The following is a 26,709-nucleotide window of genomic DNA, read 5'->3' as shown; positions in this document are numbered from 1 at the left end:
TAATCCAGTGTGGGCCGTGCGGGAAGGGAAAAGCAGTTGTTGGCAAACCTATGCGGTCTTACATTTCACGAAGGTAGCGAAGGAGAACTGGTATGCGGTGGCTGTTGCGCCTGGTCGGGCTTGTAATCGTTGTGGCATTGGTCGCGGTTGTCTCGTTGTTCATGTTGCCCGGTGACCGGGTCGCGCGCATCGCGGCGGAACAGATCAGCAATGCGACCGGCCGCAAGGTCACCATGACGGGCGATACGACCGTCAGTTTCTACCCAGTTCTGGGGGTCAGTACCGGGGCAGTCACGGTGGCCAATGCCGACTGGTCCGATGCCGGGCCGATGCTGAAGGCCGACAGCCTGAAAATCGGGGTCGAACCGACGGCGCTGTTCGGTGGCGACATTCGCATTACCGGTCTTGAGGCGGTCAAGCCTCAGATCCTGCTGGAGCGTGCCGCCAATGGCCGGGTGAACTGGGAGTTGGGGGTCGAGGGCGTTGCGCCGTCGGGGCAGGCCGGCGATGGGCAGCCCGCGCGATCCGAACGGTTGTCGCTGACGCTGGACCGGGCGTTGATCACCGATGCGGTGCTGTCCTATGTCGATCACGGGACGGGCGAGCGGATCGACATGGTGGATATGGATTTCGATCTGCGTTGGCCCGATTACGACGGTGCCGCGACGCTTGAGGCGTCACTCAGCCCGGCTGGCCAGGCGGTCGCGATTTCAGGACAGCTTGAGAAGGTTGGTAATTTCATCGCTGGCGGGGTTTCGGATGTTCGGGCCGATGTTTCGGCGCCGGGCGGCAAACTGTCCTTCGTGGGCCGGGCCGGGATGCAGCCGCAGATCGGTGGGCGCCTGAGCGCCGATCTGGAGAGTACCGCGCGTTTTCTGGCTGCGCTCGGGGTGTCGGGTGTCGATATTCCCCGGGGATTCGGGCGTGCGACAACGCTTGAAACCGATCTGACCCTGACCGAGGAAATGCGCCTGTCGTTGCGTGACGCGGGCATCACGCTGGACAACAACAGCCTGACCGGGGCCGCCGATATCTATCTGGGTGGGGCCAAGCCGCGGGTGAATGCGCATCTGCGTGCCGGGGCGCTGGATTTCTCGGCCCTGGCCGCGTCCTCGGGTGGCGGCGGAGGAGGTGGCGGAGCAGGGGCCGCCGGTGGCGGCAACGTGCCCACGGATGGCTGGTCGAAAGCCCCGATCGACGCCAGTGCACTGGCCCTGGCCGATGCCGAGGTGGCGTTGGTGGCCGACAGTGTGAACCTCGGGGATTTCAAACTGGGCAAAACCCGCAGCCTGATGACGCTCGACCGCTCGCGCGCAGTATTCGAACTGCGGGAGTTGCAGGCGTATGGCGGCCTGATCACCGGGGAGTTCGTGATGAACAACCGCTCGGGCCTGTCGGTGGGTGGCAAGATCAAGGCGGGGGGGATCGACATGAAAACCTTCCTCACCGATGCGGTCGACATTTCACGCTTCTCCACCACTGGCGATGCCGAGGTCAGCTTTCTTGGCGTGGGCCAATCCCTGCACGCGATCATGAACAGCCTCAGCGGGAACGGTGCGATCAAAACGGCGCGCGGTGTGATCTCGGGGATCGACCTGGACCGGCTGATGCGGTCGGGCGACCTGAGTGGCGGCACCACCGTATTCGACAGCCTGAGCGCCAGTTTCACCATGAACAAGGGCAACCTGTTTAACACCGATCTTCTGCTGAGCCTGCCCCTTGCCCGCGCCCGAGGTGAGGGCCGTATCGGACTTGGGGCACGCGACATCGACTATCTGTTCACCCCCACGCTGCTGGAGGGCGAGGACCGCAAGGGGCTGGCGATTCCGGTGCGTATTCGCGGCCCTTGGGCCAATCCGCGCATTACCCCTGACCTCGAAAAGGCCATCGACCTGAACCTCAAGGCGGAAAAGGAAAAGCTGGAGCAGAAGGTGCGCGAAGAGCGCAAGAAGCTGGAAGAAAAAGCCCAGAAAGAGATCAACCGCACCGTCGAAAAGGAACTGGGGGTGACGGTGGAAGAGGGCCAGTCGCTTGAAGATGCCTTTCAGAAAAAACTGGAAGAAGAAGCCGCCAAGGGTCTTCTGAAGCTGTTCGAATAGAAATAAAACGAGCGCGTCCTTGCTGGTCGCGCCCGGTCATCACTTCGATGGTTCCACCGACGATCTAGCGTTTGCGGTCGCGGCGGCTGCTCATGGGCTGGAAGGCCACGCCGACATGGGCCTCGCAATAGGGTTTGCCGGATTGAACGGGCAGGCCGCAGAACCAGAAATCCTCGGTTGCCGGGTCGCCTACGGGCCATTTGCAGGTCCGCTCGGTCAGCTCCATAAGCGTCAGTTTCTTGGCCTTTTTTTCGATCTCGCTGACCTTGGCCAGCGCCTCGGGGTCGATCTCGTTTGCCGAAGGTTGCGGCGGCAAGGGTTGACCGGCCGGAATGATCTGTTTGACGCGTGAAACCGGGGCCGCTGCGGGCTTTTCCTCGGCGGCGGGTTTGGGATCGGGCTTGGGGGCCGGTTTGGCGGCGGGTTTCGCCTTGGCCTCGGCCTTGGGGGCGGGTTTGGCCTTGGCCGCGCTTTCCGAAGCGGCCCCACCGCCGGAGCCGTTGCGGTTGGACAGGCCGAGGCGATGCACCTTGCCGATCACCGCATTGCGGGTCACGCCGCCCAGTTCCTTGGCGATCTGGCTGGCGGATTGCCCTTCGCCCCATAGTTTTTTCAGCAATTCGACGCGTTCGTCGCTCCAGGACATGGTGCTTTTCCTATCTCAAAAGGCGGCCGGTTGCCCGCGCCGCCCTGCAAAATCCGATATCGGCCCTATTCTAATCACTCGCCGGTAAGTTACAAGGCATCGAATCGTCCACCCAATACATATGAGGACAGCATGGCAGGCAGCACGGAAATGGGCACGCGGCGCTTTGGCCGGGTCAACTGGCTGGGGCTTTATACACTGGCATCACGCGAGGTTCAGAGGTTCCTGGCGGTCTGGACCCAGACTTTGCTGGCGCCGCTGGTTACGGCAGGGTTGTTCATGGTGATTTTCTCGATCGCGATCGGCCCCCGGAGGGGCGACGTGATGGGCGTGGATTTCACCACCTTTATCGCACCGGGCATCATGATGATGACGGTGATCCAGAATGCCTTTGCCAATACCTCGTCCTCTATCGTGATTTCCAAGGTGCAGGGCAATATCGTCGATACCCTGATGCCGCCGATCAGCCCCGGAGAGATGGTGCTCGGCTACATGGCGGGAGGGGTCGGGCGCGGCTTGTTGGTGGCCGTGGCCATCGCGGCTGGCCTGTTCGTCTTTCGCGGGATGCTTCCCGCGCATCCGCTTTGGGCGCTGGTCTTTGTATTGCTGGGTGCGGGGTTCCTGTCGGGGTTGGGCATGGTTGCCGGTATTTTTGCCAATAAATTCGACCAGATGGCGGCGATCACGAACTTTGTGGTCACGCCTTTGGCGTTCCTGTCGGGCACGTTCTATTCGGTTCAGGCGCTACCGCCGGTGCTCAACGAGATCACCCATTTCAACCCGATCTTCTACATGATCGACGGGGTGCGTTACGGGATGATCGGGGTGTCTGACAGCTCGCCCGTTCTGGGCCTGATGGTCGGTATCGCCGCGACGCTCGCGATCTCGCTGGTGGCCTGGGTCATGTTCGGGCGGGGCTATCGTCTAAAGGCCTGAAGATCAGCCATTTTTTCAGCGGCACAAGCGTTCGGCGCGTTCACCATAAGCCTTGTAGGCCAGCCAGAACCGTTCATCCGCAGGGCGGTCGGACTGACGGATTTCCTGTGCGCGATGCGGGTCGGAATAGAAGGTGACCGCGCGGCGTTGTTCCGAGCGGCTGAGGGTCTGATCCGCTGCCGCCTGAATGCAGCCGCACAGGCGGTGCGAGCGCGCCTTGCGGTTGGACGCCATGCAGGCGTTGCTGATCGGCCCGGAGGCGATGGGGACGGCGCCGGGCGGCAGCCGGTTGCCGCCTCCTCCGCCACAGCCGGCCAGAAGAGCCACACACCCGATAACCAATACCTGTTTCATCCTGTTTGCCCTGTTTTCCTTGACGATCTGGCGGAGTTTGTTCCGTTTTCGCCGCATCGCCGGTGATTTTCCCTGCTCTGAGCGATCATTGCCTGATTGGCGGGGATTTTTCAATTCACAACCTCTGCCCGACCTGCGAGGATGCCTGTGCAAGCGTCTTCGGAGGCCCCATGGATTTCAGTCTTTCCACATTATTCTTCATTGTTTTCATGGTCATGATCCTGCAGCCGTTGCTGGCGGGGCGGGTGTTCGGGTTTCGCCGCGAACAGGCAATCCGCAGCATCGAGCGCAAGCGCAAAAGCCGGGTGATCACCATGATTCACCGGCAGGAAAAGCGCAATTTCTTCGGCATGAACGTGTCGCGGATGATCGACCTCGAGGATGCGCAATCCATCATTTCCGCGATCAAGGCGACGCCCAGGGATACACCCATCGACCTTGTGCTGCACACCCCCGGCGGACTGGTGATCGCGGCCATGCAGATCGCCCGCGCGGTCGAGGCGCACCCAGCGAAAGTCACTGTTTTCGTTCCGATTTATGCGATGTCGGGGGGCACCCTGATCGCCCTCGCGGCGGATGAAATCGTGATGGGCGAGTTTTCCATGCTGGGGCCGATCGACCCGCAGATCATGGGGATTTCCGCCGCGTCGATCATTGCCGCGCGGGATGCCAAGCCGGTCGAGCATGTGTCGGATGTGGCGATGGTGCTGGCCGATGTCAGCGACAAGGCGATCCGGCAGGTGACGCGCGGCGCGGTCGAGATCATGACCCCGCGGATGGAGCGCGACAAGGCCGAGGCGCTGGCGCACAAGCTGGCTTCGGGGACGTGGACGCATGACTATGCGCTGACCCCGGAAGAGGCGCGGGATCTGGGCCTGGCGATCACCGTGGGGATGCCGCCGGAAATTCTCGACCTGATGAAACTCTACCCTGCGCCGGTCAAACAGAGCGCGGTCGAGTTCCTGCCGTTCGACCCGCCGGGGCGCAAAATGGGGTGAGGAACGCGAATCAGGGTCAAGCCACTGGTTAACAAGCCAAAACGGCGTTCGGTATTGCATCGGTATCACGTCGGTATCGCGTCGGTGTCGGATCGGTAAATCGCCGTGGTTAACAAGGCGCGCGCGTACCGTTCGTACGAAACGACCCCCAGTTTCGTACGAAGCCGAAATGCCGGATCGACCGCAAACGCGGTCCATCGCCCAACAGGCCGCGACGATCCGCTTGACCCCCGATGCGCCATGACGTATCCCGTCGCGCAGTTGAGCGGGCATGGTGAAATGGTATCACACGAGCCTTCCAAGCTCTTGGTGCGGGTTCGATTCCCGCTGCCCGCTCCAACCCGAATTTCCCCGATCACGACGTATTCACCCGGTTTCACCCTGCCTGCGGCTAATCTGCGCACTTGACCCGGCGCGTCTGCGCGGCCAAGAACCGTGACCGAACAGGCCGAAGGAAACACACCATGGTGCGCAGAGCCTCGAATGGCGCAGATATGATCGAACGCGACAAGTCGAAGGAAGTGGGCGCGCTGGCCGAGTTGTGGCCCTTTCTGAAGCCCTATCGCCTGCTGGTGCTGGCCGCGCTTCTGGCGCTGACGCTGACGGCGACGGTGTCGCTGATCCTGCCGATGGCCGTGCGCCGCGTGGTCGATAATTTCGGGGCCGAGGACGGCGCCGTTCTGGATCAGTATTTCATGGCCGCGCTTGGCATCGCGGCGTTGCTGGCCGTTGGCACGGGGCTGCGCTATGCGCTTGTGACCCGGTTGGGCGAGCGGGTGGTCGCCGATATTCGCAAGGCGGTGTTCGACCGCGTGATCGGCATGAGCCCCGCGTTTTTCGAACGTATCATGACCGGCGAAGTACTGAGCCGGATCACCACCGATACCACGCTGATCCTGTCGGTGATCGGTTCGTCCGTGTCCATCGCGTTGCGGAACCTGCTGATTTTCGTGGGCGGGCTGGGCCTGATGCTGCTGACCTCGGCCAAGCTGACGGGTATGGTTCTGCTGCTGGTGCCGCTGGTGATCGTGCCGATCCTGACCATGGGGCGCAAGCTGCGTAAGCTGAGCCGGGAAAATCAGGACTGGATCGCCAACAGTTCGGGCAATGCATCCGAGGCGCTGCTTTCGGTGCAGACGGTGCAGGCCTTTACCCATGAAACCGCCAGCCGCGCGACCTTTGCCGGGGTGACAGAGCAGAGCTTCGATTCGGCGCGCCGGCGGATCACCACCCGCGCGGCGATGACGGTGATCGTGATTTTCCTTGTGTTCACCGGGATCGTCGGTGTGCTGTGGATCGGCGCGAACGATGTGCGCGCGGGCACGATGACGGCCGGGACGCTGGTGCAGTTCGTGATCTATTCGGTCATGGTGGCGGGGGCCGTGGCGGCGCTGTCGGAAATCTGGGGCGAGTTGCAGCGCGCGGCGGGGGCCACCGAGCGCCTGGTCGAATTGCTGCGCGCCGAGGACAAGGTGCAGGACCCGGCCAGTCCGGTGGCGCTGCCGCGTCCGGTGCGGGGTGAAATCGCGTTCGAGAACGTGCAGTTCGCCTATCCCGCGCGGCCCGATATTCCGGCGTTGAACGATTTCGATCTGAATGTCGCACCGGGCGAAACCATCGCGCTGGTGGGGCCGTCGGGGGCGGGCAAGACCAGCGTGATCCAGATGATCCAGCGGTTTTACGACCCCGTCGGGGGGCGCATCACGCTGGACGGGATCGCGCTGAGCGACATGGCGCGCAGCGATTTCCGGCAGGAACTGGCGCTGGTGCCGCAGGACCCGGTGATCTTTGCCACCTCGGCGCGGGAGAACATCCGTTTCGGGCGGCTGGACGCCTCCGATGCCGAGGTCGAAGAGGCGGCGAAGGCTGCCGCCGCGCATGATTTCATCACCGCACTGCCCGAGGGCTATGACACCTATGTGGGCGAGCGTGGCGTGATGTTGTCGGGCGGCCAGAAACAGCGCATCGCCATTGCGCGGGCCATTCTGCGCGATGCGCCGGTGCTGTTGCTGGACGAGGCGACAAGCGCGCTGGACGCCGAAAGCGAACGCGCGGTGCAGACGGCGGTGGAACAGATGGCGCGCACCCGCACCACGATCATCGTGGCGCACCGGCTGGCGACGGTGAAAAAGGCCGACCGGATCATCGTGATGGAGGCCGGGCGCATCGTGGCGCAGGGCACCCACGAGGCGCTGGTGGCCGAGGGCGGGCTTTATGCGCGGCTGGCCCGCCTGCAATTCACCGACGGTGAGGCGGCTTAGGCGAGTTTCCCCTTGCGCCTGCGGGCGGTGCGGCAATGATGGGCGTATCATTTCGCAACGGGAGAGTAAGAATGGGCCTCTGGAGTTTCATGAAAGACACGGGCAAGTCGCTGTTTGGCGGGGACGAGCCGAGCGCCGAAAAGGTGCAACAGGAAGTCAGCGATCTGGGGCTGGATACCGAAGGGCTGGACATCACCGTGGAAGGTGACGTCGTCAAGGTGTCCGGGCAGGCGGCCAGCCAGGAAGCCAAGGAAAAGATCATCATGGCGGTGGGCAACCTCGAAGGGATCGCCGCGGTCGAGGACAATGCCGGGGGCGCCGATCCGGTGTTCCACGAGGTCCAGAAGGGCGACACCCTGTGGGCGATTGCCGAGAAGACCCTGGGCAACGGGGCGGAGTATCAGAAGATTTTCGAGGCCAACCGCCCGATGCTGAGCGACCCGGACAAGATTTACCCCGGTCAGAAGCTGCGTATCCCGCAGGACGGCACCATGGCCTGAGCGGCCATTGCGACCTGAATGAAGCGGCCCCGCCCCCGATCGGGCGGGGCCTTTTTCATGGGCGGTTTTTTGCGGGCGTTTACAGGGCGCGTTTGGCGCGTTAGCAGTTCTTTCGGGATGTAAGGGATGCCATTGATGAAGATCGCCACCGCCGCCTATCCGCTGGACCCCGTGCAAGGCTGGCAGGCCTATGCCGACAAGCTGCGCGACTGGGTGGGGGATGCCGCGGGGCAGGGGGCCGATCTGTTGCTGTTCCCGGAATACGGCGCGATGGAACTGGCCATGCTGGACGGCCCCGAGGCGGCGGGCGATCTGGAGCGCGCGCTTCATGCGGTGGCCCGCTGGCTGCCGCAGGTGGACGAGTTGCACTCCGACCTGGCGGCGAAATTCGGGGTGCATATCTGCGCCGCCTCGGCCCCGGTGTTCGACGAGGCGCTGGGCGAGCGCCCGGTCAACCGTGCGCGCCTGTTCACGCCGCAGGGCGGTTGCGGGGTGCAGGACAAGCAGATCATGACCCGCTTCGAGCGCGAGGAATGGGACGTGATCCCCGGCGGGCCGCTGACCCTGTTCGACACGGCGCTGGGCAGGATCGGTATCCTGATCTGTTATGACAGCGAATTCCCGCTGCTGGGCCGGGCGCTGGCCGAGGCGGACGTGATCCTTGTGCCTTCGGCCACCGAGGCGTTGGCGGGCTATTGGCGGGTGCGGATCGGGGCCATGGCGCGGGCGCTGGAAAATCAATGCGTTGTGGCGATGGCCTCGAACGTGGGCGATGCGGCGTGGTGCCCGGCGGTGGATGAAAACACCGGCATGGGGGGCGTGTTCGGCCCGCCCGATACCGGGTTTCCGCCCACCGGCGTGATCGCCGAAGGGCAGTTGAACCGCCCCGGATGGACCTTTGCGCAGGCCGATCCGCATCTGATCGAACAGGTGCGCGCGGACGGTGTGGTGCTGAACCGCAGCCACTGGAACGAACAGCCCGGTCGCGTCGAGAAAGCCACAACAACCCGCCTGCGCTGATTATACGCTTGAAAAACACGGCAAATGGTCCCATTTAAGGCGCGGCTCATGAATTGGTGGGCCGTGCAACGAAGGAGAGACCATGGCCAAGGAAGATACGCTCGAATTTCCCGGTGTCGTGAAGGAACTCCTGCCGAATGCGACGTTTCGGGTCGAGCTGGATAACGGCCATGAAATCATCGCGCACACGGCAGGCAAGATGCGCAAGAACCGCATCCGTGTTCTGGCTGGCGACCGGGTTCAGGTGGAAATGACCCCTTACGATCTGACCAAGGGTCGGATCAACTATCGCTTCAAGTAAGCGCGATATCCGCATCCCTCGGGTGGATGCCGGTTTTCGGACAGGATGCGGAATGCTATGACGAAAATGCGTTTGATCCTCGGATCGGGCAGCCCGCGCAGGCGGGATTTGCTGGCGCAGATCGGGGTGGTGGCGGATGACATCCGCCCGCCCGACATCGACGAAACCCCATTGAAAAACGAATTGCCGCGCCCTTATTGCGCCCGCATGGCGCGGGAAAAGGCGCTTGCGGTAACGGCAGGGGCCGATGATGTAGTGTTGTCTGCGGATACCACCGTAGCACTGGGCCGCCGCATCCTCGGCAAACCTGCCGATGCGGGCGAGGCTGCGCAATTCCTGCTGGCCATGTCGGGCCGTCGTCATACGGTGATCACGGCGGTGGCCGTGCGCCGGGGCGAACAGGTTTGGGAGCGTGACGTGGTCACGACGGTCAGGATGAAGCGGCTGTCGGACGAGGAGCTGAACGCCTATCTCGCCACTGGCGACTGGCAGGGCAAGGCGGGCGGATATGGTATTCAGGGGCCGGCAGGGGCGCTGATTCCGTGGATTCAGGGCTCGTTCACCGCCGTGGTGGGCCTGCCGCTGTGTGAAACCGCAGGGCTTTTGCAGGCCGCGGGCTATCCGGTGTATCAGGGGGGCGCATGAAGGGACGATTGATCGCACTGGACCATCTGGACGGGGCCGAGGCCGCCGCGCTGATGGTCGATGGCCGTCTGGAAGATCTGTTTCTGGACAGCGACGCCCCGCGCCCCGGCGCGATCTATCGCGGCATCGCCGACCGGCCGGTGAAAGGGCAGGGCGGCATGTTCCTGCGCACCCCCGATGGCGCGGCGTTCCTGCGACAGATCAAGGGGCTGAGCCCCGGCCAGCCGATCCTTGTGCAGGTGACGGGGTATCCCGAACCGGGCAAGGCGCTGCCGGTGACCGCAAAGGTGCTGTTCAAAAGCCGCCATGCCATCGTCACGCCCGATGCGCCGGGGCTGAATATATCGCGCAGCATTCGTGACGATGACCGGCGCGATGCGCTGCTGGCCGTTGCCCATGAGGAAATGGGCGACTCGGAGATGGGATTGATTCTGCGCTCGTCTTGCGCCGAGGCCGCTGACGATGAGATTGCCGAGGATATCCGCGCCATGCACGATCTGGCGCAGGCGGTGACAGGGGATGCCGAGGGGGCGGACCCTGAGAAGCTGACCGATGGCGACGGCCCTCATGCGCTGGCCTGGCGGGAATGGAGCGCCCCGGCGCAGGTGGACACCGCTTCGGGGTCCTTTACCGATCATGGCGTGCTCGATCAGATCGACGCGCTTCGCCTGGCGGATGCGCCGCTGGGCGGCGGGGCCTCGATCAGTGTCGAGCCGACACGGGCGCTGGTGGCGGTGGACGTGAACACCGGCGGCGATACCTCGCCCGCGGCGGGGCTCAAGGCGAACCTGGCCGCCGCCAGGGACCTGCCGCGCCAGTTGCGCCTGCGCGGCCTTGGCGGGCAGGTCGTGATGGACCCGGCCCCGATGCCCAAGAAGGACCGCCGCCAGTTCGAAACCACCCTGCGCGCGGCGTTTCGCGCCGATATCGTCGAGACCGCCCTTGTCGGCTGGACGCCGCTGGGCCATTTCGAGCTACAGCGCAAACGCGACCGCATCCCCCTGAGCGAGGTGATCCGATGAGTTGTCCGATCTGCGAAAAAGAGACCGATCCGCGCTTTCGTCCGTTCTGTTCCAAACGCTGCGCCGATGTCGATCTGGGCAAGTGGCTGGGCGGTGAATATGCTGTGCCGTCGCGCGACCCCGAGGATATCGAACGCGCCCTCGATGAGGTCGAGCGGCAACGCGCCAAGCCGCACTGAAAAAATTGAATGATCCCTCTGGACACCCCGCCCGCGCTCGCCTAAGACACGCCCACCCGAACGCAAACGCGTTCCCCGTGCCCGGGTAGCTCAGGGGTAGAGCAGTGGATTGAAAATCCTCGTGTCGGTGGTTCGATTCCGCCCCCGGGCACCACGTCTTCCAAAACAGAAGACACCCGTTATCCGTCACCCGCCAGTGCCGCTCTGCCGGGGCCTTGGCGGGTTGCCTGCATTTCAGCGGCGGGCGTCCGTGAGGCGTGGCAGGAGCATCGGGGTCAGGTACATCGGGATCTGGTAGCAACCCACAAAGACCATCAGGGGGGCCGCCGTTTCGGGCGGTACGGCGGCGAGGAACAGTGCGAGGTTGCGATTGCCCGCGGCGATGGCGACGGACAGGGCTTCGGGCCGGGGCAGGGCGCTGCGGGCGGTGTGCCATGCGGCGAAGGTCTGCACAAGGTAAAGCCCCCAGGCGAGCGCGAATGCCGCCGCCAGCTGGCCGGGGGTGTCGCGGGCGGCGGGGGCCACGGCGGACATCAGGGCGATCACGATCAGCGCCATCGCGAGCACCATGATCCCGTCGAGCGCCGGGCGCGTTTCGGGCCGGGTCAGGGCGGGGATGCGGGCGCGCAGAACCAGTGCGATCCCTGCGGATATGCCGATGATCGCCAGGAGCCGCAATGCGCCCGAGATCACCGCCCACGGATCGGGAAAGACCGGCAGGACGACAAACACCGGCACCGCCGTCAGGGGCAACAACGCCGTGCCCATGATCAACATGCGCAGGGCGGCTCCGCCATCGGCGCCGGACATCACGGCAAGGCCGGGCGTGCCGGTAATGGGGGCACCGGCAAGGGCCAGTACGACGCCCGTGGCCAGAGGGGTATCGAGCAAACCGCAGGCCCAAAGACCCCCACCGGCCACGAACGGCGCGGCGCATTGCAGGATGAATGTGGTGGTCAGGGCACGCCGGGCTCTGCCCGGACGCGGCAGGGCGGCGCGGGGCCCTTCACGCAGGGTCGTGATGCACAGCATGACCGCGATGAACGGCACGATGGCCGGGGTCAGGTATCCGGCCAGGCCCGGCAGCGAGACGCCCGCCACCAGCCCCGCGATCAACAGCCAGCGCCCGTGCCTGGCCAGGGTGGCCAGCGCCCTCAAAGGGTGGTCGCCGCACGCGCGGCGTGATCGTAACTGCCCGAAACCGCGCGCAGCAGGGCCGCCAGCCGCGACATGTCCTCGGGGCGGAAGCCGGTTTCGCGTGCCAGGTCCACCAGAAGCGCCTCGCGCACCTCGGCATAACGGGTGCAGAGCGCCGCGCCCTTCGCGGTGATCTCGACGGATTTTTCCTTGCCCTTGCGGGCGGTCGTCACCAGCTTGCGCTCGGACAGCTTGCGTACGGCATAGCTGACCAGATGCGCGTCTTCGATATGCAGCACCAGCCGGATGTCGGCCAGTGTCTTGGCGCGGTCGCGGTGGTTTGCCAGATGCAGCACCAGCACCTCGAGCGGGGACATGCCGGGCGCGCCGGCGGCATCCATGCAGCGGGTGATCCAGCGCTGAAAGGCGTTGTTGGCCATGGTCAGCGCGTATTCGACCTCGGACAGTTCGGGCAGGCCCGACGCGGCCAGATGCGCCGAACTGACGACCGGCCCGACGCCGGGGGGTTTCCTCTCGTTCTCACTCATCGCGACAACATCGTTCCGGGCAGCCACAGCGCGATCTGCGGGAACAGCGACAGGATCGCCACCGCCACCACCAGCAGGCAGAAAAACGGCGCGGCATAGCGCGCGACGGCGAATATGTCGCGCCCGGTGATCGTCTGGATGACGAACAGGTTGAACCCGACGGGCGGGGTGATCTGGCTCATCTCCACCACGAGGACAAGGAAGATGCCGAACCAGATCGGATCGATCCCGGCGGCGATCACCATCGGCAGGATGATCGAAACGGTCAGTACCACGATGGATATCCCGTCAAGGAACATGCCCATGACAATGAAGAACACCGTCAGCATCGCCAGCAGCGCATAGGAGGACAGGCCCATGTCGCCAATGGCGCGGGCCAGTTCGCGGGGGATGCCGGTATAGCCCATGGCGACCGTCAGGAAGGACGCCCCGGCCAGGATAAAGGCGATCATGCAGGTGGTGATCGTGGCCGCGCGCAGCGAATCGAAGAACCCCGCCAGCGACAGCGCGCCGGTCAGCCCCGCAAGGATCAGCGCGCCGGTCACGCCGATCACGGCGGCTTCGGTCGGGCTGGCGACGCCGAGGTAGATCGAGCCGATCACCGCCACGATCAGGCCCACGACCGGCAGCAGCCGGGCGGCGGCGGCCAGCGCCTCGCGCCGGTCGGCGGGCGGTTCGGCCTCGGGCATGCGGTCGCGGTTCAGCATCGACCACAGCATGATATAGCCGCCGAACAGCGCCGCCAGCATCAGCCCCGGCAGCACCCCGGCCAGAAACAGCCGCGCGATGGACTGCTCGGTCGCCGCGCCATAGACGATCAGGATGATCGACGGTGGGATCAGAAAACCGAAGGTGCCCGACCCGGCCAACGTGCCGATGGCCATGCGGTCGTCATACCCGCGCGCTTTCAACTCGGGCAGGGACATGCGCCCGATGGTGGCGGTGGTTGCCGCCGACGATCCCGACACAGCGGCGAACAGCGCACAGCCCAGCACGTTCACATGCAAGAGCCGCCCCGGCAGGCGCGAGGTGAAGGGCGCGAGCCCCGAAAACATGTCCGACGACAGGCGCGAACGCACAAGGATTTCGCCCATCCAGATGAACATCGGCAGCGCCGTCAGATCCCAGACGGACAGCCCGCCCCAGACCTTGGTGGCAAACACCAGCGAGGGCGGCGCCGGCGCAGCGGCCAGCATGGCGACCAGCCCCACCGCGATCAGGGCAAAACCCACCCACAGTCCGGCGGCCAGGGCACCGAACAGGACCACCACAAGAAGCGGCGCAAGCGTTGCGATCTCCATCACTCGGCCTCCTGCGTGGTGGCCTCGGCGGCCTGATAGGCGGGGAGGCCGCCGCGCGCCAGCGTCACCATCGCGTCAATCAGCGCAATGCAGAACAGCGCAAGGCCAGCGGTCATGATCCCTTGGGGAATGGCCAGCGGGATCGGGATGACCCCATAGCTGACCGAGCCGAATTTCAGGCTGTCCAGCGCCTGCAACGCGCTGGACCATGTGGCGAACCCCGCCAGTCCAGCGGCCAGCGCGCAGACCAGAACGCCCATCCAGCGCGCCAGCGTGTCGGGCAGGGACTGGATCAACAGTTTCACTCGCACATGGCTGCCCGCCTGCAAGGTTCCGGCAAGGCCCAGAAAAACGGCGCCGGTGAACAGGAAGGCCCCGAATTCCGCGAGCGATGGAATGGTCAGGCCGGGCGGGGGCAGGTCCATCAGGCGCGCGGCGCGATCTGTCAGCCGCCCAAGAACCTGCAGCAGCACAAGCACTGCGATCAGTGCAAAGGTGATGGCCGCCAGCCATAGCGCGGCAGCATAAAGGCGGTCGAGCATCCGGCGCATCCCGGCCCTCCGGCTAATAGGGGAATGAGAAAAGAGGCGGGGCGGTTATTGCGCCCCGCCTGCAGCGTTACTTGGCCGCGTTATAGGCGTCGATGACCTGCTTGCCCTCGTCACCTGCGTTTTCCAGCCATTCCTGTGTCATGGTCGCGCCGATTTCGGCCAGCTCGCCCGACAGGGTTTCCGACGGGCTCGAGATGGTCATGCCGTTTTCCTTCAGCGTCGCCATCTTGGCCGAGGTTTCAGCCGCCGACATTTCCCAGCCGCGGGTCTCGGCCTCGGCGGCGGCATCGAGAATCGCCTGACGCTGATCGTCGGGCAGGGCATCGAAAACGCCGGAGTTCACGATCACCATGTTCTTGGGCAACCAGGCCTGCGTGTCGGTGTAATGCGAGGTGAAATCCCATGCCTGGCTGGACACCCCGGTCGAGGGCGACGTGATCATCGCGGCCACCCGGCCCGTGGCGAAGGCGGTGGGAATATCGCCGGTCTCAAGCTGTGTGGGAACCGCGCCCATCAGTTGCGCCAGCCGTTCGGTCGCCGCGTTATAGGCGCGGAAGGCCGCGCCTTGCAGGTCGGCGGTCGAGTTCACCGGGGCCTCGGTATAGATGCTCTGGCCCGGCCACGGCACCGCGAACAGAAGCGTCAGCCCCTGAGCGGCCAGTTTTTCCTCGACCAGCGGGCGCGACGCGGCCCAGAGCGCGCGGCCCTCGTCATAGCTGGAGGCCAGGAACGGAATCGAATCGACGGCAAAGACCGGGTCTTCGTTGGCCAGCCGCGACATCAGAACCTCGCCGATCGGGGCCAGGCCCCGGCGGACGGAATCCTTGATCTCGGGATGGGCATAAAGCGACCCGGCGGAATGCACCGTGATCTCGACTTCGCCCTCGGTGGCGGCGGCCACGTCTTCGGCGAATTGCTGAATGTTCTGGGTGTGGAAAACGCTGTCGCCATAAGGGGTTGGCATATCCCAGTTCGCGGCGGCGGCAGGCAGCGCAAGAGCGGCGGCGGCAATGGCGCCGGGCAGGCTGCGGAAAAGGCTGATGGTCATGGTATTGTTCCCTGTCGTCTGAGGGGCGGCGATCTGAGAAAACCGGGCCCGCCGCCCTTGGCCCGGATTTGGAAAGCTTGACCAGACGCTGACAATTTGTCAACGATTTGTGACTGAATGCTGTTTCAAGAGGAGCGCGGGGATGAGCGACGCCATGACAGGCCGCTGGGATTTCTGGATCGACCGGGGGGGTACTTTTACCGATGTGATCGGGCGCGACCCGGCTGGCGAATTGTCGGCGATGAAGCTGCTTTCGGAAAACCCCGGTGTCTACGATGACGCAGCAATAGAAGGGATTCGCCGCTTTCTGGGTGCCGCGCCGGGCGCCATCCCGCCCGAACGGATCGGCACCGTGCGCATGGGGACCACCGTGGCCACCAACGCGCTGCTGGAACGCAAGGGGGATCGCACGCTTCTGCTGATCACCAAAGGGTTCCGCGATGCGTTGCGAATCGGCTATCAGGACCGGCCCGACATCTTTGCCAAGGACATCGTCCTGCCCGAAATGCTGTATGAACGGGTCGCCGAGGTGGACGAACGCGTGCGCACCGACGGTACGGTCGAACGCGATCTGGACCTGTCCGGCGCGCGCGAGGTGCTGGAACAGGCCAAAGCCGACGGGATCGACGCCGTAGCCATTGTCCTGATGCACGCCTGGACGTCGCCCGCACACGAACAACGCCTGGCCGAGGCCGCCCGCGATGCCGGATTCGGGCAGGTGTCCGTCAGTCACGAGGTCTCGCCGCTGATCAAGCTGGTGGGCCGGGGCGACACCACCGTCGTCGATGCCTATCTCACGCCTATCCTGTCGCGTTACGTGGAAAAGGTGGCGCAGGCGCTGGGCGCCACGCCCCCCGATCAGGACGGCCCGACGCTGCAATTCATGATGTCCTCGGGTGGGCTGACCGCGGCGGATCGGTTCAAGGGGCGCGATGCGATCCTGTCGGGGCCGGCGGGGGGCGTCGTGGGAATGGCGCGCACCGGCCAGATCGCGGGCGAGGATCGCGTGATCGGGTTCGACATGGGCGGCACCTCGACCGATGTGGCGCATTTCGACGGCAATTTCGAACGCGCCTTCGAAACGCAGGTGGCAGGCGTACGTATGCGCGCGCCCATGTTGCGGGTTCATACCGTTGCCGCCGGGGGCGGGTCCGTCCTGCATGCCGATCCGGGGCGGTTCCGCGTCGGGCCCGACAGCGCCGGGGCCGATCCCGGCCCGGCCTGTTACCGCCGGGGCGGGCCGCTGACGGTGACGGATGCCAACGTGATGCTGGGCAAGCTCAACCCCGATTACTTTCCGCCGATCTTCGGCCCCGATCAGGATCAACGCCTGGATTACGATACCGTCGCGGCAAAATTCGCCGACATCGCCAAGGCCGAGGGCAAGACCCCCGAAGAGGTGGCCGAAGGTTTCCTGCGCATCGCCGTGGAAAACATGGCCAACGCAATCAAGAAGATCAGCGTGCAGCGCGGCTATGACGTGACGCGCTATTTGCTCAACGCCTTTGGCGGGGCCGGGGGGCAGCATGCCTGCCTCGTGGCCGATTCCCTTGGCATGACCAAGGTTCTGGTGCATCCGCTGTCGGGCCTGTTGTCGGCCTATGGTATCGGTCTGGCCCGCGTGACCGAAGCGCGCCAGCGTGGCCTTGAAACCGAACTGTCCGACGAAGGAAAACCCGAGGTCGAAGCCACCCTTGCCGATCTTTCGGCGGATGTGCGCGCCGCATTGGCGGCGCAGGGCGTTCCGGGTAAAGCCGTTACCCTGATCCCGCGTCTGCACCTGCGCTACGCGGGCACCGATACGGCGCTGCCGGTGGTCTGGGAGGGCGATGTGCTGGCCGCGCGCGCAACGTTCGAGGCCGCGCATGAGGCCGAGTTCGGCTTTACCGCGCCCGACACCCAACTGGTGATCGAATCCGCCGAGATCGAAGGACAGGCTGCCGATCCGTCGGCCGATCCCGAACCCCATGCCGATCCCGCCACGGGCAAGGCCGACGCGGTGGCCGAGGTGCCGCTCTATTCCGGCGGCCAGACCCATCAGGCCCGTGTCGTTCTGCGCGAGGCCCTGACACCGGGGCGCAGCGTCGAAGGCCCGGCCCTGATCATCGAACCGAACCAGACCATCGTCGTCGAACCCGGCTGGCGCGCCGAAGTCACGCCGCACGATCACGTCCTGATGACCCGCGCCGAAGCGGCGCAGCGCGACAAGGCGATGGGCACCGAGGCCGACCCGATCCTGCTGGAGGTGTTCAACAACCTCTTCATGAACATCGCCGAGCAAATGGGCGTGGCGCTTCAGAAAACCGCGCGGTCGGTGAATATCAAGGAGCGGCTGGATTTCTCCTGCGCGGTGTTCGATGCCGACGGGGCGCTTGTCGCCAACGCGCCGCATATGCCGGTGCATCTGGGCTCGATGGATCGCTCGGTCGAAACCATCATCCGGCTGAACAAGGGCAAGGTGCGCCCCGGTGACGTGTTCGCCCTGAACGCGCCCTATAACGGGGGAACGCACCTGCCCGACATCACCGTTGTCACCCCTGTCTTTGGCGACTCTGGCGATGACATCCTGTTCTGGGCCGCCTCTCGCGGGCACCATGCGGATGTGGGCGGGGTCGCGCCCGGCTCGATGACGCCGCTGGCCACCACGGTGGATGAAGAAGGTGTGTTGATCGACAATTTCAAGCTGGTCGAGGGCGGGCGCTTTCGCGAGGATGCGCTGCATGACCTGCTGACCGATCACCCCTATCCCGCGCGCAACCCCGAACAGAACATCGCCGACCTCAAGGCGCAGGTCGCGGCGAACGCCCGTGGCGTGGCCGAGCTGAAGGCGATGATCGGCCAGTTCGGGCTCGAGGTCGTGCAGGCCTATATGGGCCATGTGCAGGACAACGCCGCCGCCGAGGTCGCCCGCGTGATCGGGCGCCTGTCAGACGGGGCCTATGAGTACGAAACCGACACCGGGCAAGTGATCCGCGTAAAGATCACCGTGGATCGCGACGCGGGCGAGGCGACGGTGGATTTCACCGGCACGTCCGAGGTGCAGGCCAACAACTTCAACGCCCCCGAGCCGGTGACACGCGCTGCGGTGCTTTACGTGTTCCGCGTGATGGTGGAATCCCCGATCCCGATGAATGCGGGCTGTTTGCGCCCGGTGAAAATCGTGATCCCGGATGGTTGCATGTTGTCGCCGCGCTATCCGGCGGCGGTGGTCGCGGGCAATGTGGAAACCTCGCAGCATGTCACCAACGCGCTGTTCGGGGCGCTGGGGGCGATTGCCAACAGTCAGGGCACGATGAACAACCTGACCTTCGGCAACGACCGGCACCAGTATTACGAAACGCTGTGTTCGGGCAGCCCGGCGGGCGTGCTGAACGATGGCACCGGCTTTGCCGGGACGGATGCGGTGCATGTCCACATGACCAACTCGCGCCTCACCGACCCCGAGGTGCTGGAACTGCGCTATCCCGTGTTGCTGGAGGATTTCCGCATCGATCCCGGATCGGGCGGGCAGGGGCGTTTTGCGGCAGGCGACGGCACCACCCGGCGCATCCGTTTCCTTGAAGACATGGAAATGGCGATCCTGTCCTCGCATCGCGGGCGACCGCCGCAAGGCATCGCGGGCGGCGGGGCTGGCCGCGTGGGCAAAACCGAAATCCAGCGCGCCGACGGCACGCTGGAGCCGCTGCGCGCCGCCGATCAGAATCGCGTCGCGCCGGGCGATTGCGTTACGGTGGTCACGCCCACGGCGGGCGGCTACGGCAGCAAAGAGTGACGGTGACGCGGGCGGGAGACCCCCGCCCGTGGCCGCCCCGGCCCGATGGCGGGCGGCGGGCCGGTTTCAGATGCGGTGTGCGTTCGGCGCGCTATCGCCGTTCGGTGGAAAACGCGGGCAGGCTGTCCAGCGCCTCCTTGAGGGCATCCCCCCATCCCTTCGACACGGCCTGAAAATAAGGGTCGTCCTGCTCGATCCGGCCCTGCACACCGCATTTCAGGCTGTCGGTTTCGTAGAAATGATAATCGAACGGCGCCCCCACGGTCAGGTTCGCCTTGAGCGTGGAATCGAAACTGACGATCAGCAGCTTCATCGCCTCTTCAAAGCTCATCGCCGGATCGTAGGCGCGCACCAGAATGGGGCGACCGTATTTGGTTTCGCCGATCTGGAAAAACGGGGTATCGCGGCCCGCTTCGATGAAATTGCCCTCGGGATAGATCATGAACAGGCGCGGCGGGCTGCCCGCGATCTGGCCGCCGACGATCAGCGTGGCGTTGAACGTGCTGTCGGCGCGCAATCCGCCGCTGCCCTGTTGCTCGATCACTTCGCGCAGGGTTTCGGCCACCATGCGCACCGCCTGAAACAACGATGGCGCCGTCAGCAGCGAGGGTTGGCGTTCTTCCGGGGATTTGCTGCGCTCGTCCAGCAGGCTGACCACGGCCTGCGTCGTGGCTAGGTTGCCCGCCGCCATCAGCGTGATCACGCATTCGCCGGGAGTTTCCCAGACGGTCATCTTCCGAAAGGTCGAGATATTGTCCAACCCGGCATTCGTCCGGGTGTCGGACATGAATAACAGCCCCTTGTCCAGAACCATCCCCACACAATATGTCATGTCGCCGTCCCTATTGCTGCGCCACGTCGATGCGAACGTCCAGCAATTCGCCGTCGCCGCCCACGCGCAGGCCGGATACCGGAGAGGCATCGCCATAGTCCAGCCCCGACGCAACCCGGACATAGCGGGCATCGGGGGAAATCCCGTTGGAAATATCGAACCCGACCCAGCCCAGACCCTCGACATGCGCCTCGGCCCAGGCGTGCATCGCGTCTTGCACGGTGCGATCGTCCAGCATCAGGTATCCCGAAACATAGCGTGCCGGAACGCCCAGTTCGCGGGCGCAGGCCAGAAAGACATGAGTGTGATCCTGACACACCCCCGCCCCGGCCTCCAGCACGTCCTCGGCGCTCCAGCCGGGGTGCGAGGCCCCGATTTCATAGCGCACGCTAGAGCGGATCGCGCTCGCCAGGTCATGCAACCCCTCCAGCCCGCCATCGGCCCCGACATTGCGCAGAAGGGCGCGCACCCCGCTTTTCGCCTGGGTCAATCCGGTTTGGCGGCGGAACAGCCACAAGGGCGCCGGGCCGCGGTGCGGGCCGATGACGCCACTGGTATCGGTCAGTTCGACCTCGCCTTCGCTGATCACCGACAGGGCCGTGGCGTTGCGGGCGAAACTGATCAGTTCGACGGTGTTGTGGAAATGGTCCTCAAAGCTCAGTTCCTTCTGCCCGTTCTCGACGCGGGTCTGCCAGGACAGGATATGCTGTTGCGGCGAGGTCTTGGGCGTCTTGCGCAATTGTTGCAGCCCATAGCTGACCGGCTGGTCGAAACGGTATTCGGTGGCATGTTGGATTTTCAGCCGCATGGGATCACTCGTAGAACCTGTAGTCGATTTCGATCTGGCGCGCGACCTGGCCCAGATGGTCCAGGATCTGGCCGATGAACTCGTGCAGCCCGAAATCGAAAATCGCGTTGACATCGTGCGACAGATACATCGCCTGCAGGTGGTTCACCTGTTTCAGCGAGGGCATGAGCGCGCGGTCGCCCTTGTGCAGATAGCGCAGGTTGTCGCACAGCTTGTCCACGCAAAAGGCGAGGCTGCGCGGCATGCGCTTGTCCAGGATCAGGAATTGCGTGATTTCCAGCGGCCCCGCGCCGGCACCGTATTCCATGCGAAACCCGCCATGCGCCGACAGCGAGCGCAGGATCGTTTCCCACTGCACATTATCGATCGAAGTGCCCACCGACCCCGCCGAGGGCAACAGCACGTAATATTTCACGTCAACGATGCGCGCGGTGTTGTCGGCGCGCTCCAGAAACGTGCCCAACCGGGCGAAATCGTAGATTTCATTGCGCAGCATCGTGCCGTGGGTCATCCCCCGCACAAGCGAGGTGCTTTGCCGGATCGCGCGCAACACCTGTGGCAGGTCGCGCTCCCTGACCCGGCGGGCCAGCAGGTCGCGCGCGTCCATATAGGCGGCATTGACCGCCTCCCAGACCTCGCCGGTCACGGCGGCCCGCACCAGCCGGGCGTTCTGGCGGGCGGCCTCGATGCAGGACAGGACCGACGACGGGTTGCCGCGCGCCCGCAGCATCCAGTCGATGGCCGTTTCCTTGTTCAGGTCTTCGTCCTGAGCCCGGAACGCCGCCAGCGTTCCCGCCGATTGCAGGACAGGGCCCCATTCCTCGTCCCGGTCGTTCAGCCGGGTCAGCGCGATGCGCTGGCCGGTCTCGATCAGGCGGGCGGTGTTTTCGGCGCGTTCGAGATAGCGGTACATCCAGAACAGGCCATTTGCGGTTTTTCCCAGCATCTGCGCTCAGTCCTCCAGCACCCAGGTATCCTTGGTGCCCCCGCCCTGGGACGAGTTCACCACCAAAGACCCTTTCTTCAGCGCCACCCGCGTCAGCCCGCCGGGCGTGACACGAATACCCTTCGGACTGGCCAGAACGAAGGGCCGCAAATCGACATGGCGCGGCGCCAGCCCCTGCCGGGAGAAAATCGGAACGGTGGACAGACTGAGCGTGGGCTGCGCGATATAATTGCCCGGACGCGCCTTGAGCTTGGCGCGGAACGCGGCAAGTTCCTTTTTCGAGGCGGTGGGACCGATCAGCATCCCATACCCGCCCGAACCGTGCACCTCCTTGACGACCAGATCGGCCAGGTTGTCCAGCACATAGGCCAGATCGTCGGCTTCCGAACACCGGAAGGTGGGCACGTTGCGCAGCAAGGGGCGCTCGCCGGTGTAGAACTCCACGATCTCGGGCATGTAGGAATAGATCGCCTTGTCGTCTGCGATGCCCGTGCCGGGGGCGTTGGCGATGGTGATATTGCCCGCGCGGTAGACATCCATGATGCCCGGCACCCCCAGCTGGCTGTCGGGGTTGAAGTTCAGCGGATCGAGGAAATCGTCATCCACCCGGCGATACAGCACGTCGATGGGGGTGTAACCCCGCGTCGTGCGCATCGCGACGCGCCCGTCCACCACGCGCAGGTCATGCCCCTCGACCAGTTCGACACCCATCTGGTCGGCCAGAAAGGCATGTTCGAAATAGGCCGAGTTGTAGATGCCCGGCGTCAGGACGGCCACCACTGGCTTGCCTTCGGTGCAGGCCGGGGCGCAGGCGGCCAGCGACTGACGCAAATCGGTGGGATAGGTCTGAACCGGCTGCACGCGATTGCGCGAAAACAGCTCGGGAAACATCTGGAGCATGGTTTCGCGGTTTTCCAGCATATAGCTGACGCCAGAGGGCGTGCGCGCATTGTCTTCCAGCACATAGAACTCGCCCGGCCCGGTGCGCACCAGATCGATTCCGACGATATGGGTGTAGATGCCGCCGGGCGGCGCGACCCCGATCATCTGCGGCAGGAACGCGTCGTTGCGGCTGATCATCTCCTGGGGGATGCGCCCGGCCTTCACGATTTCCTGCTTGTGATAGATGTCGTGGATGAAGGCGTTGATCGCGCGGACCCGCTGTTCGATTCCGCGTGACAGCCGCGCCCATTCCGGCCCCGAGATGATGCGCGGGATGATATCGAAGGGGATCAGCCGTTCTTCGGCTTCGGCACGCCCATAGACGTTGAAGGTGATCCCGGTCAGGCGAAACAGGGTGTCGGCTTCGCGTTGCTTGGCGCGCGGACTGTCCATGCAATCCACCCCGAACCCTGCCGCACGGCCCGGCCGGACCGGCGTTGCGGGCAAAAAATGGGCGAGTCGCCTGATTTTTGGGCGTGTTTTGGCAGGGGCCTGTCTCGCCGTGGCGTGACGGTCTCTTCAACGGAGTGTCAGGGGAAAGGGCGTGCCGAGCACGCAAGGCCCCGCAGGGCCGCGAGCAGCCCCGCCCGGCGCATCATGGCCGGGCGGAACCGTCAGGATCGTATCAGGCCAGATCGAAGCGATCGGCGTTCATGACCTTGGTCCAGGCGGCAACGAAATCCTTGACGAATTTCTCCTTGTTGTCGTCCTGGGCATAGACCTCGGCATAGGAGCGCAGGATCGAGTTCGATCCGAACACCAGGTCCATGCGGGTGGCCGTCCACTTGACCGCGTCGGTCTTGCGGTCGCGGATTTCGTAGGCGCCGTCATCGGCCTTCTTCCACGTATTCGCCATATCGGTCAGGTTCACGAAGAAGTCGGTCGTCAATGCGCCTTCCTTGTCGGTCAGGACACCGTGCCTGGTGCCGCCGTGGTTGGTGCCCATGACGCGCATGCCGCCAACCAGAACCGTCATTTCATTGGCGGTCAGGCCCATCAGCTGCGTGCGGTCCAGCATCAGTTCCTCGGGGCTGACGATATAGTCCTTCTTCAGCCAGTTGCGATAACCATCGGCCAGCGGCTCCATCACGTCAAAAGATGCCGCATCGGTCATCTCGTCGGTCGCGTCGCCACGGCCCGGCGCAAAGGGCACCTCAATGTCGAAACCGGCGGCCTTGGCGGCCTGCTCGACACCCAGGTTCCCGGCCAGCACGATCATGTCGGCCACGCTCGCCCCGGTTTCCGCCGCGATCGGTTCCAGCACCGACAGCACGCGCGCCAGGCGCTCGGGCTCGTTGCCTTCCCAGTCTTTTTGCGGGGCAAGGCGGATGCGCGCACCGTTGGCGCCGCCGCGCATGTCCGATCCGCGGAAGGTGCGGGCGCTGTCCCATGCGGTCGAAACCATGTCCGACAGCGACAGACCCGAAGCCGCGATTTTGGCCTTGGCCGCGTTCACGTCATAGTCATAGCTGCCTGCCGGAACCGGATCTTGCCAGATCAGATCTTCCTGCGGCGCGTCCGGGCCGATATAGCGGGCTTTAGGACCCATGTCGCGGTGCGTCAGCTTGAACCATGCACGGGCGAAGACCTCGTCGAAATAGGCGGGATCGGCCATGAACTTCTGGCAGATTTCGTTGTAGATCGGGTCGACCTTCATCGCCATGTCGGCATCGGTCATCATCGGATTGTGACGGATCGACGGATCGGTCGCGTCCACCGGCATGTCCTCTTCCTTGATGTCGATCGGCTCCCACTGCCATGCCCCGGCGGGGGATTTGCGCAATTCCCATTCATAGCCGAACAGCAGATCGAAAAAGCCCATGTCCCATTGCGTCGGATGGGTCGTCCATGCCCCTTCGAGGCCCGAGGTCACGACATTGGCGGCCTTGCCGTCCATCTTGGGGTTGTCCCAGCCCATGCCTTGCATCTCGGGGCCCGCGGCCTCGGGATCGGGGCCCAGCAGGGAGGCGTCGCCGTTGCCGTGGGTCTTGCCGACGGTGTGGCCACCAGCGGTCAGCGCCGCGGTTTCCTCGTCGTCCATCGCCATCCGGGCAAAGGTCTCGCGCACCTGCGCGGCGGTTTTCATCGGGTCGGGCGTGCCGTTCACCCCTTCGGGGTTCACATAGATCAGGCCCATCTGCACGGCGGCCAGCGGGTTTTCCATCGACGACGGATCGTCGACGTTTTCATACCGCTCGTCGCTGGGCGCCAGCCATTCCGTTTCCGACCCCCAGTAGGTGTCGATCTCGGGGTGCCAGATGTCTTCGCGGCCAAAGGCGAAGCCGTAGGTTTTCAGGCCCATGTTCTCATAGGCGATGGTGCCCGCCAGAACGATCAGGTCGGCCCAGCTCACCTTGTTGCCGTATTTCTTCTTGATCGGCCACAGCAGGCGGCGCGCCTTATCGAGGCTCACGTTGTCGGGCCACGAGTTCAGCGGCGCGAAACGCTGGTTTCCGGTGCCGCCGCCACCACGGCCGTCCGCCGTGCGGTACGACCCGGCAGCGTGCCACGACATGCGGATCATCAGGCCGCCATAGTGGCCCCAGTCCGCCGGCCACCAGTCCTGACTGTCGGTCATCAGGGCGTGCATGTCTTTCTTCAGCGCGTCGAAATCGAGACCCTTGACCGCTTCACGATAGTTGAAATCCTTCCCCATCGGATTGGTCTTGGTGTCGTGCTGGTGCAGGATGTCCAGCTTCAGGGCATTGGGCCACCAATCCATGTTGGAATTGCCGACGGCGGTGTTGCCGCCATGCATGATCGGGCATTTGCCCGCGTTGTTGCCGTCCATGATGCTTTCTCCCATCTTGTCGCTTCGGTGTCGTGGCCTGGCGCGCCCCGTGGCGGGGCGGCCGTGGAAAATGGCTCAAGCGGGCCCGCTGTGGGATTCGCTTGATCGCTTGCTTGGTATCAAAGAAATGCGATAAGAGGAATTTGGATTTTTTAATTGAACCGATAAGGTTTTGTTATGAAGAGCCTGTCCATGAAACACCTGCGCTATTTCGAGGCGCTGGCCCGGCACGGCCATTTCGGACGCGCCGCCGATTCCTGCGCGATCTCGCAGCCCGCACTCTCGGTTCAGATCAAGGAGTTGGAGGAAATCCTCGGCGCCTCGCTGGTCGAACGCGGCGCGCGCGAAATCCGCCTGACCGGGCTGGGCGAGGCCTTTGCCGAACGTGTGCGCGACATCCTGCGCAGCGTCGATGAGTTGGGCGACCTGGCCCGCGCCGCCCAAAGCCGGCTGGTCGGGCGTCTTCGGATCGGGGTGATTCCCACCGTCGCGCCCTATCTTCTGCCCCGGCTGGTCCAGAGCCTGACCGCGCTTTACCCCGAGCTCGAAATCCGCCCGCGCGAGGCCGTGACGCAGAAACTGATCGAAGATCTGGCTGACGGGGAACTCGATACCGCCATTGTCGCCTTGCCCGTGTCCGAGCCCGCGCTGACCGAGGTGGCGCTGTTCGACGAGGAATTCGTTCTGGTGCGCCCCGCTGCGGATGCCGGCAAACCGGCGCCAAGGCCCGACCACCTGCGCGAAATGAAACTGCTTCTGCTGGAGGAAGGGCATTGTTTTCGCGATCAGGCGCTGTCTGTCTGCAACATGTCGCCTTCGGTTCCGCGCGATCTGATGGAGGCCAGTTCGCTGTCCACCCTCGTGCAGATGGTCGGCGCGGGCATCGGCGTGACGCTGATCCCGGATATGGCCGTGCCGATCGAAACCCGCTCGGCGGATGTGTCCGTGGCCCGGCTGCCACAGCCAAGGCCCACACGCACCGTCGGAATGATCTGGCGCAAGACCAATCCGCTGGCGCTGCAACTAACGGAAATCGCAGGGATTTTTCGCGATGCGGTGGACGCGAAATAGC

At 64.6% G+C, this 26,709-nt stretch carries 23 protein-coding genes, 2 tRNA genes and 1 pseudogene; 14 read left to right on the top strand and 12 right to left on the bottom strand.

Going from position 1 to position 26,709, the window contains the following annotated elements; all coding sequences use genetic code 11:
• The first annotated feature begins 92 nt into the window (after positions 1-92).
• Complete coding sequence (locus tag KPG71_RS02995; protein ID WP_216336632.1) at positions 93-2,099, top strand: AsmA family protein; 2,007 nt, start codon at positions 93-95, stop codon at positions 2,097-2,099.
• 64 nt (positions 2,100-2,163) lie between these two features.
• Here the strand turns inward: KPG71_RS02995 and KPG71_RS02990 are convergent, their stop codons facing one another.
• Entirely contained in the window at positions 2,164-2,745 is a 582-nt protein-coding gene (locus KPG71_RS02990; protein WP_073033504.1) for a GcrA family cell cycle regulator, read from the bottom strand.
• 132 nt (positions 2,746-2,877) lie between these two features.
• Here KPG71_RS02990 and KPG71_RS02985 point away from each other — a divergent pair, with 132 nt between their 5' ends.
• Complete coding sequence (locus KPG71_RS02985; protein WP_253196027.1) at positions 2,878-3,681, top strand: ABC transporter permease; 804 nt, start codon at positions 2,878-2,880, stop codon at positions 3,679-3,681.
• 15 nt (positions 3,682-3,696) lie between these two features.
• Here the strand turns inward: KPG71_RS02985 and KPG71_RS02980 are convergent, their stop codons facing one another.
• Positions 3,697-4,035, bottom strand: coding sequence for a hypothetical protein (locus tag KPG71_RS02980; RefSeq protein WP_216336631.1), 339 nt, complete (start codon positions 4,033-4,035; stop codon positions 3,697-3,699).
• Between the two features lie 170 nt (positions 4,036-4,205).
• Between KPG71_RS02980 and KPG71_RS02975 the strand changes: the two genes are divergently transcribed.
• The 10 genes from KPG71_RS02975 (at position 4,206) to KPG71_RS02930 (ending at position 11,115) form a co-directional block, all read left to right on the top strand.
• Positions 4,206-5,033, top strand: coding sequence for an ATP-dependent Clp protease proteolytic subunit (locus KPG71_RS02975; protein WP_216336630.1), 828 nt, complete (start codon positions 4,206-4,208; stop codon positions 5,031-5,033).
• 265 nt (positions 5,034-5,298) lie between these two features.
• Positions 5,299-5,372: transfer RNA gene (locus KPG71_RS02970), tRNA-Gly, on the top strand.
• A gap of 125 nt (positions 5,373-5,497) precedes the next feature.
• Entirely contained in the window at positions 5,498-7,294 is a 1,797-nt protein-coding gene (locus KPG71_RS02965) for an ABC transporter transmembrane domain-containing protein (RefSeq protein WP_216336629.1), read from the top strand.
• A gap of 71 nt (positions 7,295-7,365) precedes the next feature.
• Positions 7,366-7,794, top strand: a complete 429-nt coding sequence (gene lysM, locus KPG71_RS02960) for a peptidoglycan-binding protein LysM (protein WP_216336628.1) — start codon at positions 7,366-7,368, stop codon at positions 7,792-7,794.
• A gap of 135 nt (positions 7,795-7,929) precedes the next feature.
• Complete coding sequence (locus KPG71_RS02955; protein WP_216336627.1) at positions 7,930-8,814, top strand: carbon-nitrogen hydrolase family protein; 885 nt, start codon at positions 7,930-7,932, stop codon at positions 8,812-8,814.
• Between the two features lie 82 nt (positions 8,815-8,896).
• Entirely contained in the window at positions 8,897-9,115 is a 219-nt protein-coding gene (gene infA, locus KPG71_RS02950; protein ID WP_023849011.1) for a translation initiation factor IF-1, read from the top strand.
• Between the two features lie 66 nt (positions 9,116-9,181).
• The gene (locus KPG71_RS02945) at positions 9,182-9,760 is read left to right on the top strand and encodes a nucleoside triphosphate pyrophosphatase (protein ID WP_216336626.1); all 579 of its coding nucleotides are present in this window, start codon (positions 9,182-9,184) and stop codon (positions 9,758-9,760) included.
• On the top strand, positions 9,757-10,782 hold the full coding sequence (locus tag KPG71_RS02940) for a ribonuclease E/G (protein ID WP_216336625.1): 1,026 nt from the start codon (positions 9,757-9,759) through the stop codon (positions 10,780-10,782). The genes KPG71_RS02945 and KPG71_RS02940 overlap by 4 nt, the downstream gene beginning before the upstream one ends.
• Positions 10,779-10,961, top strand: coding sequence for a DNA gyrase inhibitor YacG (locus KPG71_RS02935; protein WP_073033491.1), 183 nt, complete (start codon positions 10,779-10,781; stop codon positions 10,959-10,961). The genes KPG71_RS02940 and KPG71_RS02935 overlap by 4 nt, the downstream gene beginning before the upstream one ends.
• 79 nt (positions 10,962-11,040) lie before the next feature.
• Positions 11,041-11,115, top strand: a tRNA-Phe gene (locus KPG71_RS02930).
• A gap of 80 nt (positions 11,116-11,195) precedes the next feature.
• Here the strand turns inward: KPG71_RS02930 and KPG71_RS02925 are convergent.
• The 5 genes from KPG71_RS02925 to KPG71_RS02905 form a co-directional block, all read right to left on the bottom strand.
• Positions 11,196-12,119: a hypothetical protein gene (locus KPG71_RS02925; RefSeq protein ID WP_216336624.1), complete on the bottom strand. Its 924-nt coding sequence runs from the start codon at positions 12,117-12,119 to the stop codon at positions 11,196-11,198.
• On the bottom strand, positions 12,116-12,646 hold the full coding sequence (locus KPG71_RS02920; protein WP_216336623.1) for a winged helix DNA-binding protein: 531 nt from the start codon (positions 12,644-12,646) through the stop codon (positions 12,116-12,118). The genes KPG71_RS02925 and KPG71_RS02920 overlap by 4 nt, the downstream gene beginning before the upstream one ends.
• Positions 12,643-13,947 carry a TRAP transporter large permease gene (locus KPG71_RS02915; protein ID WP_216336622.1) on the bottom strand — a complete coding sequence of 435 codons (1,305 nt, stop codon included), beginning with the start codon at positions 13,945-13,947 and terminating at the stop codon, positions 12,643-12,645. The genes KPG71_RS02920 and KPG71_RS02915 overlap by 4 nt, the downstream gene beginning before the upstream one ends.
• The gene (locus KPG71_RS02910; RefSeq protein ID WP_253196025.1) at positions 13,947-14,489 is read right to left on the bottom strand and encodes a TRAP transporter small permease; all 543 of its coding nucleotides are present in this window, start codon (positions 14,487-14,489) and stop codon (positions 13,947-13,949) included. Before KPG71_RS02910 ends, KPG71_RS02915 begins: the two co-directional genes overlap by 1 nt.
• A 76-nt stretch (positions 14,490-14,565) precedes the next feature.
• Positions 14,566-15,546, bottom strand: a complete 981-nt coding sequence (locus tag KPG71_RS02905; protein ID WP_253196023.1) for a TRAP transporter substrate-binding protein — start codon at positions 15,544-15,546, stop codon at positions 14,566-14,568.
• A gap of 142 nt (positions 15,547-15,688) precedes the next feature.
• On the opposite strand from KPG71_RS02905, the gene KPG71_RS02900 reads away from it, so the two are divergent.
• The gene (locus KPG71_RS02900) at positions 15,689-19,318 is read left to right on the top strand and encodes a hydantoinase B/oxoprolinase family protein (RefSeq protein ID WP_253196021.1); all 3,630 of its coding nucleotides are present in this window, start codon (positions 15,689-15,691) and stop codon (positions 19,316-19,318) included.
• 91 nt (positions 19,319-19,409) lie between these two features.
• Here KPG71_RS02900 and KPG71_RS02895 read toward each other — a convergent pair whose 3' ends face one another.
• From KPG71_RS02895 to katG, 5 genes and pseudogenes are all read right to left on the bottom strand, one after another.
• Entirely contained in the window at positions 19,410-20,150 is a 741-nt protein-coding gene (locus tag KPG71_RS02895) for a proteasome-type protease (protein ID WP_216336620.1), read from the bottom strand.
• Between the two features lie 10 nt (positions 20,151-20,160).
• On the bottom strand, positions 20,161-20,958 hold the full coding sequence (locus KPG71_RS02890) for a transglutaminase family protein (RefSeq protein WP_216336619.1): 798 nt from the start codon (positions 20,956-20,958) through the stop codon (positions 20,161-20,163).
• Between the two features lie 4 nt (positions 20,959-20,962).
• Positions 20,963-21,904: an alpha-E domain-containing protein gene (locus tag KPG71_RS02885; RefSeq protein ID WP_216336618.1), complete on the bottom strand. Its 942-nt coding sequence runs from the start codon at positions 21,902-21,904 to the stop codon at positions 20,963-20,965.
• Positions 21,905-21,910: 6 nt separating this feature from the next.
• Positions 21,911-23,221 (bottom strand): annotated as a pseudogene (locus tag KPG71_RS02880) (circularly permuted type 2 ATP-grasp protein); the annotation flags it as partial.
• A gap of 250 nt (positions 23,222-23,471) precedes the next feature.
• A complete protein-coding gene (katG, locus tag KPG71_RS02875; RefSeq protein ID WP_216336617.1) occupies positions 23,472-25,637 on the bottom strand; it encodes a catalase/peroxidase HPI in 2,166 nt (721 codons plus the stop codon).
• 177 nt (positions 25,638-25,814) lie between these two features.
• Between katG and KPG71_RS02870 the strand changes: the two genes are divergently transcribed.
• Positions 25,815-26,708 (top strand): hydrogen peroxide-inducible genes activator, encoded by an 894-nt coding sequence (locus KPG71_RS02870; protein ID WP_216336616.1) that lies wholly within the window; start codon positions 25,815-25,817, stop codon positions 26,706-26,708.
• Position 26,709 lies beyond the last annotated feature (1 nt).

The sequence above is a fragment of the Roseovarius sp. PS-C2 genome, assembly GCF_018862045.1.
In the GTDB taxonomy this organism is placed as follows: Bacteria; Pseudomonadota; Alphaproteobacteria; order Rhodobacterales; family Rhodobacteraceae; genus Roseovarius.
Note: the sequence above shows the minus strand (reverse complement) of the source record. Positions and strands in the feature narration are given on the sequence as shown.

Excerpts from the sequence above, each read along its gene's own strand:
- KPG71_RS02945 (WP_216336626.1), top strand. The coding sequence starts at position 9,182 with ATGCGTTTGATCCTCGGATCGGGCAGCCCGCGCAGGCGGGATTTGCTG.
- KPG71_RS02890 (WP_216336619.1), bottom strand. The coding sequence starts at position 20,958 with ATGCGGCTGAAAATCCAACATGCCACCGAATACCGTTTCGACCAGCCG.
- KPG71_RS02965 (WP_216336629.1), top strand. The coding sequence starts at position 5,498 with ATGGTGCGCAGAGCCTCGAATGGCGCAGATATGATCGAACGCGACAAG.
- KPG71_RS02870 (WP_216336616.1), top strand. The coding sequence starts at position 25,815 with ATGAAGAGCCTGTCCATGAAACACCTGCGCTATTTCGAGGCGCTGGCC.
- KPG71_RS02940 (WP_216336625.1), top strand. The coding sequence starts at position 9,757 with ATGAAGGGACGATTGATCGCACTGGACCATCTGGACGGGGCCGAGGCC.
- KPG71_RS02910 (WP_253196025.1), bottom strand. The coding sequence starts at position 14,489 with ATGCTCGACCGCCTTTATGCTGCCGCGCTATGGCTGGCGGCCATCACC.
- lysM (WP_216336628.1), top strand. The coding sequence starts at position 7,366 with ATGGGCCTCTGGAGTTTCATGAAAGACACGGGCAAGTCGCTGTTTGGC.
- KPG71_RS02990 (WP_073033504.1), bottom strand. The coding sequence starts at position 2,745 with ATGTCCTGGAGCGACGAACGCGTCGAATTGCTGAAAAAACTATGGGGC.
- KPG71_RS02935 (WP_073033491.1), top strand. The coding sequence starts at position 10,779 with ATGAGTTGTCCGATCTGCGAAAAAGAGACCGATCCGCGCTTTCGTCCG.
- KPG71_RS02885 (WP_216336618.1), bottom strand. The coding sequence starts at position 21,904 with ATGCTGGGAAAAACCGCAAATGGCCTGTTCTGGATGTACCGCTATCTC.
- infA (WP_023849011.1), top strand. The coding sequence starts at position 8,897 with ATGGCCAAGGAAGATACGCTCGAATTTCCCGGTGTCGTGAAGGAACTC.
- KPG71_RS02915 (WP_216336622.1), bottom strand. The coding sequence starts at position 13,947 with ATGGAGATCGCAACGCTTGCGCCGCTTCTTGTGGTGGTCCTGTTCGGT.
- KPG71_RS02980 (WP_216336631.1), bottom strand. The coding sequence starts at position 4,035 with ATGAAACAGGTATTGGTTATCGGGTGTGTGGCTCTTCTGGCCGGCTGT.
- KPG71_RS02920 (WP_216336623.1), bottom strand. The coding sequence starts at position 12,646 with ATGAGTGAGAACGAGAGGAAACCCCCCGGCGTCGGGCCGGTCGTCAGT.
- KPG71_RS02955 (WP_216336627.1), top strand. The coding sequence starts at position 7,930 with ATGAAGATCGCCACCGCCGCCTATCCGCTGGACCCCGTGCAAGGCTGG.
- katG (WP_216336617.1), bottom strand. The coding sequence starts at position 25,637 with ATGGACGGCAACAACGCGGGCAAATGCCCGATCATGCATGGCGGCAAC.
- KPG71_RS02985 (WP_253196027.1), top strand. The coding sequence starts at position 2,878 with ATGGCAGGCAGCACGGAAATGGGCACGCGGCGCTTTGGCCGGGTCAAC.
- KPG71_RS02995 (WP_216336632.1), top strand. The coding sequence starts at position 93 with ATGCGGTGGCTGTTGCGCCTGGTCGGGCTTGTAATCGTTGTGGCATTG.
- KPG71_RS02900 (WP_253196021.1), top strand. The coding sequence starts at position 15,689 with ATGAGCGACGCCATGACAGGCCGCTGGGATTTCTGGATCGACCGGGGG.
- KPG71_RS02895 (WP_216336620.1), bottom strand. The coding sequence starts at position 20,150 with ATGACATATTGTGTGGGGATGGTTCTGGACAAGGGGCTGTTATTCATG.
- KPG71_RS02975 (WP_216336630.1), top strand. The coding sequence starts at position 4,206 with ATGGATTTCAGTCTTTCCACATTATTCTTCATTGTTTTCATGGTCATG.
- KPG71_RS02905 (WP_253196023.1), bottom strand. The coding sequence starts at position 15,546 with ATGACCATCAGCCTTTTCCGCAGCCTGCCCGGCGCCATTGCCGCCGCC.